Source organism: Streptomyces sp. NPDC050439, from assembly GCF_040655335.1.
GTDB lineage: Bacteria > Actinomycetota > Actinomycetes > Streptomycetales > Streptomycetaceae > Streptomyces.
Map to the genome: position 1 here is coordinate 782,090 of NZ_JBFAJT010000002.1, position 14,090 is coordinate 796,179.

Sequence of the window (14,090 nt, forward strand, 5' to 3'; positions counted from 1 at the left end):
CGGACGGTGGTCGGGGCTCAGCGGGTGGATGCGGTGACGCCGCGCAGGAACAGGCCGCGGAACACCAGGAAGAGGAGGAGCGTGGGCACGGAGACGATCAGCGCGCCCGCCAGGATGACGGGCGGCCCCGTAGAGGCGTAGGCGTTGTTGAGGGTGGCCAGGGCCGCCATCACGGGCTGGACGTCGGGGCTGCGGCTGAGCGTGATGCCCAGGAGCAGGTCGTTCCAGACGGCCGTGAACTGGAAGATGAAGGCAGCGCCGAGCCCCGCCTTCATCAGGGGTACGTGGATGCGCCAGAAGATCCGCCGGAAGGACGCGCCGTCGATGAGCGCCGCCTCGGTCAACTCGGGCGGCATCGTGGTCATCTGATTGCGGATCAGGAAGAAGGCGAACGGCACCGCCCACGCGGAGTAGATCAGCATGAGCCCGAGCCGCGTGTCGTACAGGTCGGCGTCCGCGTACAGGCCGAAGAGCGGTGCCAGGAACATCTGCAGCGGGAAAAGCGTGCCGGAGTAGATCAGCCAGAACCAGAAGGCGGGCCTGGGGATGGGCAGGACGACGACGGCGAACGCGGCCATGGCCGCGACGAGCACCGCGGCCAGGCCGCACACCACCGCGTAGAGCAGCGAGGCCTGGAAGCTGTCGCCGATGCCCGCGACGTCCCAAGCGGTCTTGACGTTCTCGACGAGGTCGAAGCCCTGGACGGTCCATTCGGGCTTGCCCGCGTACTCGGTCGCGGGCGTCAGCGCGTTGACCACGAGGAGGTACAGCGGGATCAGCCAGAGCAGCACGCATCCGGCGACGAAGAGATGGCGCACGGTGCGACCCATGAGGAGCCTCCTCAGGCCTTGGCGGTGGCGGCGCGCGAATCGGCCTCGGGCATCTGGCGGCGCAGGTACATCCAGGAGGAGGCGACGACGATCACCGAGAGGACGAGGGCGATCGCCGAGCCGTAACCGATGTGGAAGAGACGGAACGCCTCGCGGTACATGCTCAGGGCGAGCGTCTCGGAGGAGCGGGACGGGCCGCCCTTGGTGAGGATCCAGATCATGTCGAACGCCTTGAGACTGTTCACGACGGCCATCCCGACCACGACGACGGTGACGGCCCGCAGCTGGGGCAGTGTGATGTGCCGGAACATCCGCCAGCCGCTCGCGCCGTCCAACTGGGCTGCCTCGACGGTGTCTTGAGGGATGGCCCGCAGGCCGATCGCAAACAGGACGACGTTGAGCCCGGTGGCCTGCCACGTACTGGCGACGATCATCGAGAGCGTGTTCTGCGGCCATTCCAGGAGCCAGGTCTGCGCCCACGAGTCGAGGCCGATCCCGCGAAGCACCTGATTGACCGCGCCGTCGGACGTCAGCATGAAGTTCCACAGGACCGCCGTCGCGGCGGCGGAGATGGCGTACGGCAGCACGATCACCAGCTGGGCGATGCCGCCGAAGCGCATCCGGTGTGTGGCGACGGCGATGAGCAGTCCGGCCAGGACGGGCAGGAGCAGGGTTCCGGCCACCCACATCAAGGTGTTGAGAAGGGACCGGCCGAGGATCGGGTCGTCGGCGAGCCGCGCGTAGTTGTCGAGGCCGACGAAGCTGCTCGTGAAGCCGTTGTCCTCGAAGAAGCTGTCGTAGACGCTGCGGAAGAAGGGGTAGACGAGGAGTACGCCGACGAAGGCGAAGGCGGGCAGGGCCCAGGGCAGCGCGGCGAGCGGACCGCCGAGCCTGCCGTTGCCGCGGGCGGCCCGGTGCGGGCTGCGGGTGGGAATGCGTCGTGAGCGTACGGGCTTCGCGGTGTGCGGGGCGGGGGCGACGGTCTCGGTCATGTCTTCTCCGCCTCCCGCCATACCTGCCATGCCTCGTCCGCGCGGTCCTGCATGGTGCGCAGCGTCGTGCGGGCCGACGACGGATTGAGCAGGAACCCGGCGAGGTCGTCGACGGTCGCCTCGACCAGTTCGGGCGGGCCCTGCTCCCAGAAGCGGTTGAGCAGCCAGAGCTTGTCGCCCCGTACCTTCTTCGCGAGGCCGGCGATCACCGGGTTCGGGGGTTCGACGCGGGGGTTGGGGCAGCCGTCCTGGAGGCTGTGCGAGAAAGCCTTCATGACGGCGGGCCGCAGCCAGTTGCCCGTCGCCTTCCACGCCTCTTCCCTGTCGGGGCCCTTGACGGTGGAGACGAGGGCGCTGGACTCGAAGATGACGCAGGGCCGGGCCTTCGGGTCGGCCATGGGCAGCACGAAGGCACCGAGGTTCTTGCCGGGTTTGGCGCCCGCGCCGACCAGGGTCGAGCCGAGCCAGGTGCCGCAGGGCACCATCCCGACCTTGCCGTGGACGACGGCAGCGGCGGCGTCGGCGTGGCTCATGTCCATGGAGGTGAACCAGTCCTTGTCGAAGAAGGACTCCAGCGTGCGCAGGGCGCGTTCGGCGCGCGGGTCGGTGTAGCGCGCGCGGCCGTTCATCAAGTCCTCGTAGAACTGCGGGTCTTGTCGGCTGAGGACCTCCTGGAACCAGATGAAGGAGGGCCAGCGGTCGGCCGCGGAGCCGTGCAGCGGGGTGATCCCGCTCTTCTTGAGCCGCGCACAGACGGAGAGGAACTGCCCCCAGGTGACGGGGACTTGAATCTCGTTTTCCTCGAAGACCTCGATGTTGTAGAAGAACACCCAGTACGCGAGGTTCATCGGCAGGCCGTAGACCCGCTCCCGGTGGGTGAACGCGTCCCGTAAGGAGGCGTCTACCCATCCCTTGCGGACGGCGCTGTCCCACTGCCGGGTCAGGTCGACGATGCCGCCGGTGCGGGCGAGGTCCTGGAGCCGGTAGCCCGACCAGTACTTGAGCATGTCCGGCGTCTTGCTGGTGCGCAGCGAGGACTTGACGACCTGCTCGAACGACTCCAGGGACGGATTGACCTCGGGCACCAGCCGCAGCCCTGCCGCCGCCTTCATCGCCGCCCCCGCGGCGGCCATCGGCTTCTCCCACGCGGCGCTGTCCCCGAGCACGGCGACCTTCCCGGGAGGCTGCCCGTTCGCGGTCCCGCAGGCCGTGGCGAGCGCCCCGGCGGCGGCCGCGGCCAGCAGGGAGCGGCGGTCGAGCGGAGCACCTGACGCCGGAGAAAGGAGGTGACGACTACCTGACATGGGCGGCTCCCCCAGGTGTGTGTCGGCCCGGTGTTAGCGTTAACACGGGCGTGATGGAGCTTCTCCGCGCCGGGGTGGGATGTCAATGGTTCGCGCAGTGCGAGCCGGGCGGACCAGGCCGGCACGGTGTCCTGCTCGACGGACTAGGCGGACACGGTGTCCTGCTCGACGGTCTCGGGCAGCTTCCGGATGCCCGGTACCGGTGACGGCAGGAGCCACAGGACCGCCAGGACCGCTCCCGCCGTGCCGATCCAGAGCGTGGGACGCAGGCCTATGGCCGTGCCGAGGACGCCCGCGGTCAGTGCCCCCAGCGGGCGGAAGCCGTGATTGAGGGTGCGTTGGGCGCCCATCACGCGGGAGCGGATGGCGGAGGGGATGAGCGCCATCTGGAGCGACGCGGCGGCCACGTCGATGACCATCACGCCGACACAGCTGAGGAATTCGGCGACGAACAGCGTGGTGACGATCAGCGGCAGCGGGCCGCCCGCGAGGGGAATGAGCACCAGCGGCAGGGTGAAGCCGACGGAGCCGACGATGATGGATGGCCCGATGCCGAAGCAGCGTACGACCCTTCCGCTGTAGACGGCACCCAGCAGCCCGCCGACGGCCCCCGCGCCCAGTATCGCGCCGAGAACGCCCGCGCTCAGGCCGAGTTCGACCGTCACGTACAGCACGAAGAGCGTGTGGAACATGTAGTTGAAGAATTGGATCGTGCCCGACCAGGCGAAGAGCGCCCGCATCGTCGGCTGCCTGAAGACCCAGCGCAGTCCCGCCGTGAAGTGCCCCTTGGCGACCGGCGCCGGTTCGGGCTCGACCGGCTTGATGCGGGACAGCTGGCGCGCCGAGATCAGGTAGGTGAAGGCATCGGCGAACAGGGCGAAGGGAGCGGTGAGGAACTGCACGAGCAGCCCGCCCGCCCCGGGGCCGGCCAGCCAGGACATCGAACGGCTGCCGTGCACCAGGGAGTTGGCCTGTACATAGCGCTCGCTCGGCACCAGTGCCACGAACAGCGTGGCGTTGCAGGCGTCGAAGAGGACGGTCAGCGCGCCGATGCCGAAGGCGGTCAGGTAGAGCTGCCCGAGCGTGAGGACGTCGAGCAGATAGGCGACCGGAAGCGTCAGGAGCAGTGCCGCGCGCGCCAGGTCGGCGGCGATCATGGCGTACCTTCGCCGCGCCTGCCGGTCGGCCCACGCGCCGAGCGGGATGTTGAGGAGGAGCGCGGGCAGCAGCTCGGCGGTCTTGAGCCAGCCCATCTCGGCGGCGTCGGCGCCGAGGGCCAGTACGGCGGCGAGCGGAATGGCGATCAGTGAGATCTCGTCGCCGATGAGCGAGACGGTCTGCCCGGTCCAGTAGCGCCGGAAGGTCCGCTCCCGCAGCAGCTCGGGTATGCGCTCCCGCAGTTTCACTCGCCGTCACTCTCTCCAGCCGCACCCGGGACTTCCTCCGGGATCTCCCGGTCGACGAAGGCGAGCCGCACCATGCTGATGGGGCGCGCGTCTTCGGGGCGCAGCTCCGGGTCGCTCTCGCGGTCCTCGTAGGGCCGCAGCAGCGCCTCGATGCGTTCGTTGATGGCGGAGAGTTCCTCGGGGGTGAGGTGCAGGAGCGAGTCGCTGAACTCTTCCGCCTCGCGCCACGCGCGCGGCAACAGGTGGCGTTGCTCCATCGCCCGGACGGCCCGCTCGAAGTACCGCCGGGCGACCGCCGCGCTCAGCGCGTCGGAGGCCTCGGCCACGGACGGGTCCTCGCTGTAGCCGGGCCAGTCGGTGAAGCGGGCGGTCGCCTGCCACGGCTTCTCGCGCCCCCGGCCCCCCTGTGCCTCCTCGACGAGCCCGTACTTCGCCAGTATCCGCAGGTGGTACGAGCAGCTGGCCACGGACTCGCCGGTCAGCTCGGCGGCCCGGGTGGCCGTGAACGGTCCGCTCCGCCGCAGCAGACCGACCAGGGCCATGCGCGTCGGGTGGGCGTAGGCACGCAGGGCGCGGGGGTCGGTGAGGTGAATGCTGCGCTCGGCGGGCCTGGGGTTGTCTTGGCGTTCCGAGGTCTCCGGGGTTTCCTCCATAATGTAAAGATATCTTTAGAAAGAACCCTTTACAAGGCTTCCACCGGCTTCGCAGGAGCCCCGATCCCGCTGGCGGGTACCCGCCCCCTGACCCACCATCGAGGGACACCGGAGGAAGGGACCGCCCCGTGGCCAAGGACAAGAAAGACCCGAAGAAGAAGAACCAGAAGGACAACAAGGACAAGAAGAAGCAGGGGAGCAGAAAGGCCAAGACTCCCCCCACCCCGCCGCTCCGCGAACTCCTCCGCATCCCCGAGGGCGAGCGCGTCAATCTCGCCTCGTACGCCGCCGACGCGACTCCCGGAGGGCCGGCGGACAAAGCCGCCGGAGTCCTCGCCACCGCCCAGATGGGCGATCGGCTCGCCGACCTCCAGGAGCGGCTGCACGCGGCGAGCACCGCCGGCGACCGCCGCCGCATCCTGCTGATCCTGCAAGGCATGGACACCAGCGGCAAGGGCGGCACGGTCAAGCACGTCATCGGCCACTTCAACCCCTCCGGCTGCCGCGTCCGGGCCTTCAAGACGCCCACACCCGAGGAGTTGAGCCACCCCTTCCTCTGGCGCATCACGCAGGCGCTCCCCGTGCCCGGCGAGATCGGCATCTTCGACCGCTCGCACTACGAGGACGTCCTGATCGCCCGCGTACGCGAGCTGGTCCCGCCCAGCGACCTCGGCCGCCGCTACGGCAGGATCAACAACTTCGAGCAGAGCCTCACCGACGACGGCGTCACCGTCATCAAGTGCTTCCTGCACATCTCGTACGAACAGCAGCGCCGCCGCCTGCTCGAACGTCTCGACAACCCGGACAAGCACTGGAAGTTCAGCCCGGGCGACATCGAGGAGCGCGCCGTGTGGCCCGCCTACCAGGAGGCGTACGAGATCGCGCTCGAGCGCTGCTCCACGTCCGACGCGCCTTGGTACCTCATCCCGGCCGACCGCAAGTGGTACCGCAACTGGGCGGTCAGCCGCCTTCTCCTCGAGCATCTGACCGCCCTTGATCCGCAGTACCCGAAGGCGGACTTCGACGTCGCCGCGGCGCGCGAGCTGCTCGCGGGCGAAGGTGCCGCATAGGGCGGCACGTGGGCACAAGATCGGACATTGAAGATCACTGCGACAAGATCGGACAGAAGTTACTTCTAGGTATGCCGTGACTTAGTGCGCCACTAGCAGTAGAACTCGTTCCCATTCCTACGAGAGTGAGGAACGTCACATGAGTGGCACCACCATGCGTTCTGACGGTTCCGGAGGCGTTTCGCGCCGAAGATTCATAGCTGGAACCAGTTCTATTCTGGGCGTCGCTTCGATCGTGACGCTCGCCCCCGCGACCCAGACGTATGCCGCGGCAGCGGCCGGACCCATCGGCGACGGAGCCCGCGTCCCCGTGCTGATCATCGGCACCGGGTACGGCGGCTCCGTCGCCGCCCTGCGCCTCGCCCAGGCAGGCGTCGACGTGCACATGGTCGAGATGGGCATGGCCTGGGACACCCCCGGATCCGACGGCAAGATCTTCGCCCACACGACCTCACCCGACGGCCGCTCCTACTGGCTGCGCACCAAGACCAAACAGCCCCTGAGCAACTTCCTCGGCTTCCCCATCGACAAGAACATCCCCCGCTACACCGGAATTCTCGACGCCGAGGACATGGGCGGCATCCTCGTCTACCAGGGCCGCGGAGTCGGCGGCGGCTCCCTGGTCAACGGCGGCATGGCGGTCACGCCCAAGCGCGAGAACTTCGGCGCCGTCCTCCCCTCGGTCAATGCCGACGAGATGTACTCCACCTACTACCCGCGCGCCAACGCCGGTCTCGGCGTCAGCACCATCGACCCCGCCTGGTTCGACAGCGTCGACTGCTACCAGTACTCCCGGGTCGGCCGTAAGCACGCCCAGCGTTCCGGCTTCCCGTTCGTCTTCGTGCCCGGTGTCTATGACTGGGACTACATGAAGCAGGAGGCGGCCGGAACAGTCCCCAAGTCGGCGGTCGCCGGTGAGATCCTCTATGGCAACAACTACGGCAAGAAGTCACTCCAGAAGACCTACATCGCCAAGGCCACCGCGACCGGAAAGGTCAGCATCTCCGCGCTGCACAAGGTCACCACGGTCAGCCCCGCGTCCGGCGGCGGCTACACCGTCGTCATCGAGCAGCTCGACACCAGCGGCACCACCACCGCCACCAAGACCGTCACCGCGCAGAAGGTGTTCTTCGCGGCAGGCAGTGTCGGCACCAGCAAACTGCTGGTCAAACTGAAGGCCACCGGCGCGCTGCCCCGGCTGAACGGGGAGATCGGCAAGGGCTGGGGCGACAACGGCAACGTCATGTGCGGCCGCGCCAACCACATGTGGGACCCGACCGGAAAGGTGCAGTCGTCCATCCCCACGGCCGGCATCGACAACTGGGCGGCCGGAGGCGCGTTCGCCGAGGTCGCGCCGCTGCCGACCGGCATCGAGACCTACGCCTCGTTCTACCTCTCCATCACCAAGAACCCGAACCGTGCCGCCTTCTCCTGGAACGCCTCGGCGGGGAAAGTGGAGCTGAACTGGCAGACGGCCTGGAAGCAGCCGTCCATCGACGCGGCCAAGACCATCTTCGACAAGATCAACTCAAAGGAGGGGACGATCTACCGCACCGATCTGTTCGGCACGTACAAGATCTGGGGCGACCATCTCACCTACCACCCGCTCGGCGGCGCCGTCCTGAACAAGGCCACCGACAACTACGGCCGCTTGCACGGCTATTCGGGCCTGTACGTCATCGACGGCTCACTGATCCCCGGCAACACGAGCGTCAACCCGTTCGTCACCATCACGGCGCTCGCCGAACGCAACATCGAGAAGATCATCGCCACGGACGTCTAACAACTCCCCTCAGTGGCCGGGGAGTACGCAGACCGCGTCCAGGCCCAGCACGTGGTTGAGCCGGCCGAAGGCCAGCCAGGAACCGATGCTCATGCTCAGCTCCACGATCTCGCGCTGGCTGTAGTGCGCGGTCATCCGCTTCCAGAACTCCTCGTCGAGGCCATGGTGATCCAGGGCGTACCGCTCGGCGTACTCGGCGGCAAGGCGTGTCCGGTCGTCGAAGGCGTCGGTGGTGCGCCACTGGGTGACCGCATCGGCGAACTCCTCCTCGACCTTCTCGCCCTCGCGCTCGGTGCGCCAGTCGAGGCAGAACAGGCACCCGTTGATCTGCGCGACACGCAGCCGCGCGGCCTCGAACTCCCTTAGCCCCAGGGTCGTGTGCTCGTACACCGACAGCGAGAAGTTCGCCGCGGCCATGCCGATCCCGGGGACCATCTCACCCCACACGTACCCGATCGGCTCCTGCCCCTCGGGGATGTCTATGTGCATCGAGCTCATTGCTTGCTCCTTCCGAGCTTGCCGGTCGCGGGGCGCAGCGGGACGTCGAGCGCGTCGTAGAGGCCGGGGTCCATGTCCACGAGCCAGTCGATGGCGCCGACCAGACGGCCGACCGCGGTGGCGTTGCCGCCGGCCGACCGGTTCTCGCCCTCGTCGGTGGCCTCGACCGTCACCTCGATGCGCGGGCGGCCCTCGATGATCACGCGGTGCGCCCCGGCGCCGTCGGGCGGCGTGGGCCAGTCCGGTGCGCAGGACGGGTGGATGCGGGTGACGTGCTCGATGACGATGAGGGGCTCGCCCCCGACGATGCCCTGCACCTCGAAGCGCACGGCGCCCTGGGTGCCCGCCTCGAAGTCGCCCATCGTCCTGGTGCTCACCGAGGTGTCGAGCGCGCGGCGCTCCAACGTCTCGCGGATGTCGTCGAGTTCGACGCCGAGCGCCCTGGCCATCAGCCGGATCTGCCCGCCCCACACCATGGTCGGAATGGTCTCGGCGAGCATCAGGGGCTGGTAGTCCATCGGATGCCCCATGCCGATCAGGTGGCGTACGGAGTCCTCCTGGTCGTACGTGGAGTAGTCGAAGATCTCCTGGCAGCGGATTCCGTCGATGGTGCTGCCGAGGCCGCTGATCAGCAGCGGCAGGATGTCGTTGCCCCAGCCTGGGTCGACGCCGGACACGAAGAGGGAGCCGCCGCCGTCCGCGACGGCGGCCAGGAGCGGATCCCGCAGCTCGGGCGGGGCGTTGCGCTGGTCGTAGAGCGCGTAGAGGGCGGGGGTGACGACGACGGCGCCCGCCCGGATGGCCCGGCCGACGTCCTCCAGGGCCTCGTCGGGGCGGATGTCGCCGGAGGCCGCGTAGACCACGGCCCGGGGCGATGCCGCGAGGACCGCGTCGATGTCGTCGGTCGCCGTGACGCCCAACTGCCCCTGGAGACCGGCGAGGTCGGCCGCGTCGCGGCCGACCTTGTCGGGACTGTGGACGAGCACGGCCGTGAGCTTCAGCGCCGGGTGGGCCTCCACGGCACGTATGGCCGCTCGGCCGACATTTCCGGTACCCCAGACAACCGTGGAAATCATGCGCGGAGGGTAGCCAGAGGGCGTATCACTTCATAGGGCCATGACCGGAGAAATTTCCAGCGAGAGCGCCCACCCCGAGGACAAGGGACAGGGACCTAACGGATGTTGACGTCGATGCACGCGTAGAAGGCGTTCGACGTGTCACCTATGTTCCAGACCGCGAGCACCTTGTGCCTGCCGGTGGCGCTGCCGAGGTTGACCTGGTGCGAGACGGTGGTGGGGGGCTGCTGGTTGCCGCCGTCGATGGTGGCGACCTTCCTGCCGTCGACGAAGTACTCGTAGTTCGCGGTGCGGTGGCGTGCGGTGAAGGTCCAGGTGAAGGTCTGCGTGCGGCTGACGTCGCTGACCCGCCACCCCTTGCTGTCGTTGTCGAGTTCCGCGAACCGGGCGTTGCCGCCGCTGCAGCTGCGCAGGCCCTTGGGGCCCTCGACGCTCTGCGGTTCCCACTTGATCTCACCGCACGCGACCGTGCCGGCGGCGCACTGCGCCTGCCGGCTGGCCGGTGCGTTGACGTATCCGTGCGCGCTGGCCGAACCGGTCGGCAGGGTGAGGGCGAGGACCGGTGCGAGGCCCGCACCGATCATGGCGGCGATCTTCCGCTTCCTGTGCATGCGTACTCCTTCACGGCGCTGAGGTGGGGGTGTGCGTGAAGTGCTGGGGCCAGATGTTCGCGAGGGCCGATTAGTCCAGACCATAGACTTCGGCGGGACTCGGTCAAGGCCCCTTTCGCGCCAGGTGCGTGCGCCAGGAGAGCCGCGGTCTACGCCGTGCGGCGCAGGCGTGCCGAGAGGTGGTGCTGGAGCGGTTGGCCGACCGCTTCGAGGCCGTGGACGAAGGTGAGGTGACCGTCGTCGGTGAGCGTGTAGCGGCGGCGGGTCGCCTGGACCTCCTTGGCGGTGGGGGTGCGCGCCACCTCGCCGGTGGAGAGGTCGATCGTGCCGCCGGTCGCCCGGCCCACCGCGATCTCCGCGATGCCGGTGGGCTGGGTGATCAGCGCCTCCACCCGGCCGTCGGGCTGCAGCCGCCACCAGCCGCTCTCCCGCGCGGACGGCCGCAGCGGTGCGTCGTCCGCGTCCAGGAGCCAGGCCCGTGCCTCGTAGCGGAGGAAGGGGCGGCCGTCGTGGCTGAAGGTGACTTCCTGGGCGTAGGTGAAGTCCGCGTCGAGGGTCGGGTATTCACCCTGGCCCCGGCCGTGCCAGGTACCCAGCAGGCCGAGCACCGGCGCGAGCAGCGCGTGCGGCGTCGGCGCCTCGTCCGGCCGGTGGCCGTCGGGGTACGGGTGCTCCGGTGCGGGGTCGAACACGGTGTGCGCTCCAAGGTCGGGTGCCGATGCCAGGAGAAGCCTAGGGGGCCGCGCGGCCCTGGAGCGGAAGGCGGCGGCAGCGGCGGGGGCCTCACCGGCGGTGGCCAAAAAGTTAGGGTAACCTCATCGACCGGCCCGGCTTCGGCGCGACAAGCGTCCCGCACCGCCCCAAGTCCCGCCGCTTCCAGGGGAGTCGGCTGTTGGAGACCGTAAGGTGACGGCGAGCAAAAGGGTCCGCCCGGCCCTTCTCGTGGCCCTGCTCTGCACCGTCCTCGCCGTGCTCTGTGTGCTGTCGCTCGCCGTCGGCGCGGCCGCCATCGCCCCGGACCAGGTCGTGCGGGCCCTCTTCGGTCACGCCCCGAGCCGGCTCGTGGAGAACATCGTCTGGTCGGCACGCGTGCCCCGCACCACGCTCGGTCTCGCGGCGGGCGCCGCGCTCGGCATCTCCGGGGCGCTCATGCAGGCCCTGACCCGCAATCCGCTCGCCGACCCGGGCATTCTCGGCGTCAGTGCCGGTGCCTCCTTCGCCCTCGTGCTCGCCGTCGGGGTGTTCGGGATCGGCTCGCTCCACGGGTACGTCTGGTTCGCCTTCGCCGGGGCTCTCGCGGCGAGCGTCCTGGTCTACGCCCTCGGCAGGCTGGGCCGCTCCGGCCTGACGCCGGTCAAACTGGCCCTCTCCGGCGTCGCGGTGACCTCGCTGCTCTCCTCCCTCACCAGCGCGATCGCGCTCACCGACCCCGACGCCCTGGACCGCTACCGCTTCTTCTCGGCCGGCTCGATGGCCGACCAGGACGGTGCGACGGTCCTGCGCATCCTGCCGTTCATCGCCGTCGGCACGGTCCTCGCCCTGGCCTGCGCGCCCGCGCTCAACAGCCTGGCGCTCGGCGACGACGTGGCGGCCTCGCTCGGACGGCGGCTCGGCCTCGTCCGGCTCCAGGGCGTCGCCGCGGTCACGCTCCTGACCGGCGCGGCGGTCGCCATGATCGGCCCGGTCGTCTTCATCGGGCTGATCGTGCCTCATATAGCCCGCGTACTGGCCCAGTCGGCGGGCATCGGCCCCGACCAGCGGTGGCTGCTGCCGCTGTCGGCGGTGCTCGCCCCGTGCCTGCTGCTCGCCGCGGACATCGTCGGGCGGGTCGTCGCACGGCCCACCGAGATCCAGGCCGGCGTCATCGTCGCCTTCATCGGCGGCCCGTTCTTCATCGCCATGGTCCGCCGACGCCACCTGGCGGAGGTATGAGCGTGAGCACCTTCCGGCTGACGGTGCCGCCGGTCTCCTGGATCATCCGCCCCCGGCTCGTGGCGCTGGGCGCGGTGCTCGCCGCCACCGCCTTCCTGCTGTTCTGCTGGGGCCTGTCGATCGGCGACTACCCCATCGCGTTCGCCGATGTCGTGCGCGCCCTGGTCGGCTCCGGCGACCCCGGCACCGTACTCGTCGTCCAGGAACTGCGGCTGCCCCGCGCCCTGGTGGGACTGCTCGCCGGGGTCGCCTTCGGTGTCTCCGGCGCGCTGTTCCAGACCATGACGCGCAATCCGCTGGCCAGCCCCGACATGATCGACCTGACACAAGGTGCGGGCACCGCCGTCGTCGCGGGCATCGTCCTCGGCTGGGACGGCGGGCTCGGCACCCAGGCGCTCGGGCTGCTCGGCGCGCTGATCACGGCGCTCGTCGTGTACGCGCTGGCCTGGCGACGCGGCGCCACCGGCTACCGCATCATCCTGGTCGGCATCGGGGTCGCCTGGATCTGCACCAGCGCCACCGACTATCTCGTGGCCAAGGGCGGGCGGTTCCAGGCGCAGGCCGCCCTCGGCTGGCTGGTCGGCAATCTCAACGGGCGTACGTGGGGCCAGGTCGGGCCGCTCGCCATCGCCCTCGCGGTGCTGCTGCCGGCGGCGCTGCTCCTGGGACGGCTCCTTCGCACCCTGCAGCTCGGCGACGACGTGGCCACCGGGCTCGGCACCCGGGTGCAGCCGGTGCGCCTGGCCGTCCTGCTCACCGGGGTCGGCCTCGTCGCCTTCGCCACCGCCTCCGCCGGGCCCGTGGCCTTCGTCGCGCTCGCCGCACCCCAGATCACCCAACGCCTCGCCCGCACCGCGTGGCCGCCCACGCTGGCCTCGGGCCTGACCGGGGCCGTGGTCGTCCTCGGCAGCGACCTCCTCGCCCGCACACTCGTCACCGGCACGGAACTGCCGGTCGGAATCGTCACCGGCGTGCTGGGCGCGCCGATCCTGCTCTGGCTGCTCGTCCGCGCGAACCGCGCGGGTTCTGGAGGTTGATCCCATGTCGGCTGACTCCCTGTCGACCGACCCCGGTCCCGGCCCCGCAGAGGCCGCCGACGTGGACCTGCGGGCCGACGGCCTGCGCCTGTCGTACGGCAACCGCCTTGTCGTGGACGGACTCGATCTGTCGGTCCCGCCGGGCCGCGTCACGGCCATCGTCGGCGCCAACGCCTGCGGCAAGTCCACCCTCCTGCGCGCCCTGGCCCGACTGCTCGCGCCCCGCGAGGGCAGCGTCCACCTGGACGGCCGCGCGCTGCACTCCATACCCAGCCGTGAGCTCGCCCAGCGCCTGGGCATCCTGCCCCAGAGCCCGGTCGCCCCGGAGGGCCTGACCGTCGTCGACCTGGTCAACCGCGGGCGCTCCCCGCACCAGACCTGGTGGCGGCAGTGGTCGAAGTCCGACGAGCGTGCCGTGCACGAGGCGCTGGCCGCGACCGGCATGACCGAGCTCGCGGACCGTCCCGTCGACGAGCTCTCCGGCGGGCAGCGCCAACGCGCCTGGATCGCCATGGCGGTCGCCCAGGGCACCCCCGTACTGCTCCTCGACGAGCCGACGACCTATCTCGACCTGGCGCACCAGATCGACGTGCTCGACCTGATCACCGATCTCAACCGCCGCGAGAGCCGCACCGTCGTGATGGTCCTGCACGACCTGAATCAGGCCTGCCGCTACGCCGACCATGTCGTCGCCATGAAGGCGGGGCGGATCGCGGCCGAGGGCCCTCCGGCCGAGGTGATCACCGCCGACCTCGTGCGGGACGTCTTCTCCCTGCGGTGCCGCATCACGCCGGACCCGGTCAGCGGAACCCCGCTGGTCATTCCCATGGGCCGTCACCACGGTGAATCGACTTAGGGTAGCCTCACCTAGATTTTTACTGTCCGGCCCTGGAGAGGT

The 14,090-nt window shown here is 69.7% G+C and carries 14 protein-coding genes; 5 read left to right on the plus strand and 9 right to left on the minus strand.

From position 1 onward, the window contains the following. Positions 1–17: 17 nt before the first annotated feature. The 5 genes from AB0I66_RS10690 to AB0I66_RS10710 form a co-directional block, all read right to left on the minus strand. On the minus strand, positions 18–830 hold the full coding sequence (locus AB0I66_RS10690; protein ID WP_363207398.1) for a carbohydrate ABC transporter permease: 813 nt from the start codon (positions 828–830) through the stop codon (positions 18–20). Positions 831–841: 11 nt separating this feature from the next. Continuing rightward, positions 842–1,822 carry a sugar ABC transporter permease gene (locus tag AB0I66_RS10695; RefSeq protein ID WP_363207399.1) on the minus strand — a complete coding sequence of 327 codons (981 nt, stop codon included), beginning with the start codon at positions 1,820–1,822 and terminating at the stop codon, positions 842–844. Then, positions 1,819–3,126 carry an extracellular solute-binding protein gene (locus tag AB0I66_RS10700; protein WP_363207400.1) on the minus strand — a complete coding sequence of 436 codons (1,308 nt, stop codon included), beginning with the start codon at positions 3,124–3,126 and terminating at the stop codon, positions 1,819–1,821. The genes AB0I66_RS10695 and AB0I66_RS10700 overlap by 4 nt, the downstream gene beginning before the upstream one ends. Positions 3,127–3,269: 143 nt before the next feature. Further along, on the minus strand, positions 3,270–4,532 hold the full coding sequence (locus AB0I66_RS10705; protein ID WP_363207401.1) for an MFS transporter: 1,263 nt from the start codon (positions 4,530–4,532) through the stop codon (positions 3,270–3,272). Further along, the gene (locus AB0I66_RS10710; protein WP_363207402.1) at positions 4,529–5,185 is read right to left on the minus strand and encodes a helix-turn-helix domain-containing protein; all 657 of its coding nucleotides are present in this window, start codon (positions 5,183–5,185) and stop codon (positions 4,529–4,531) included. Before AB0I66_RS10710 ends, AB0I66_RS10705 begins: the two co-directional genes overlap by 4 nt. Positions 5,186–5,433: 248 nt before the next feature. Between AB0I66_RS10710 and AB0I66_RS10715 the strand changes: the two genes are divergently transcribed. Both AB0I66_RS10715 and AB0I66_RS10720 read left to right on the plus strand, forming a co-directional pair. Continuing rightward, positions 5,434–6,255 (plus strand): PPK2 family polyphosphate kinase, encoded by an 822-nt coding sequence (locus AB0I66_RS10715; RefSeq protein WP_363207872.1) that lies wholly within the window; start codon positions 5,434–5,436, stop codon positions 6,253–6,255. A gap of 139 nt (positions 6,256–6,394) precedes the next feature. After that, positions 6,395–8,038 (plus strand): GMC oxidoreductase, encoded by a 1,644-nt coding sequence (locus AB0I66_RS10720; protein WP_363207403.1) that lies wholly within the window; start codon positions 6,395–6,397, stop codon positions 8,036–8,038. Positions 8,039–8,047: 9 nt separating this feature from the next. Here AB0I66_RS10720 and AB0I66_RS10725 read toward each other — a convergent pair whose 3' ends face one another. The 4 genes from AB0I66_RS10725 to AB0I66_RS10740 all read right to left on the minus strand — a co-directional run bounded on the left by AB0I66_RS10725 (position 8,048) and on the right by AB0I66_RS10740 (position 10,915). Then, the gene (locus AB0I66_RS10725) at positions 8,048–8,527 is read right to left on the minus strand and encodes a carboxymuconolactone decarboxylase family protein (RefSeq protein WP_363207873.1); all 480 of its coding nucleotides are present in this window, start codon (positions 8,525–8,527) and stop codon (positions 8,048–8,050) included. 5 nt (positions 8,528–8,532) lie between these two features. Beyond that, a complete protein-coding gene (locus tag AB0I66_RS10730; protein WP_363207404.1) occupies positions 8,533–9,612 on the minus strand; it encodes a dihydrodipicolinate reductase in 1,080 nt (359 codons plus the stop codon). 95 nt (positions 9,613–9,707) lie between these two features. Further along, positions 9,708–10,223: a lytic polysaccharide monooxygenase auxiliary activity family 9 protein gene (locus AB0I66_RS10735; RefSeq protein ID WP_363207405.1), complete on the minus strand. Its 516-nt coding sequence runs from the start codon at positions 10,221–10,223 to the stop codon at positions 9,708–9,710. Between the two features lie 149 nt (positions 10,224–10,372). Beyond that, the gene (locus tag AB0I66_RS10740) at positions 10,373–10,915 is read right to left on the minus strand and encodes an FABP family protein (protein WP_363207406.1); all 543 of its coding nucleotides are present in this window, start codon (positions 10,913–10,915) and stop codon (positions 10,373–10,375) included. A gap of 214 nt (positions 10,916–11,129) precedes the next feature. Here AB0I66_RS10740 and AB0I66_RS10745 point away from each other — a divergent pair, with 214 nt between their 5' ends. From AB0I66_RS10745 to AB0I66_RS10755, 3 genes are read left to right on the plus strand one after another with little or no spacing between them, the layout of a single operon-like run. Next, on the plus strand, positions 11,130–12,155 hold the full coding sequence (locus tag AB0I66_RS10745) for an iron chelate uptake ABC transporter family permease subunit (protein ID WP_363207407.1): 1,026 nt from the start codon (positions 11,130–11,132) through the stop codon (positions 12,153–12,155). Further along, the gene (locus AB0I66_RS10750; RefSeq protein WP_363207408.1) at positions 12,152–13,192 is read left to right on the plus strand and encodes an iron chelate uptake ABC transporter family permease subunit; all 1,041 of its coding nucleotides are present in this window, start codon (positions 12,152–12,154) and stop codon (positions 13,190–13,192) included. Before AB0I66_RS10745 ends, AB0I66_RS10750 begins: the two co-directional genes overlap by 4 nt. 4 nt (positions 13,193–13,196) lie before the next feature. Then, positions 13,197–14,048, plus strand: coding sequence for an ABC transporter ATP-binding protein (locus AB0I66_RS10755; RefSeq protein ID WP_363207409.1), 852 nt, complete (start codon positions 13,197–13,199; stop codon positions 14,046–14,048). Positions 14,049–14,090: the final 42 nt, after the last annotated feature.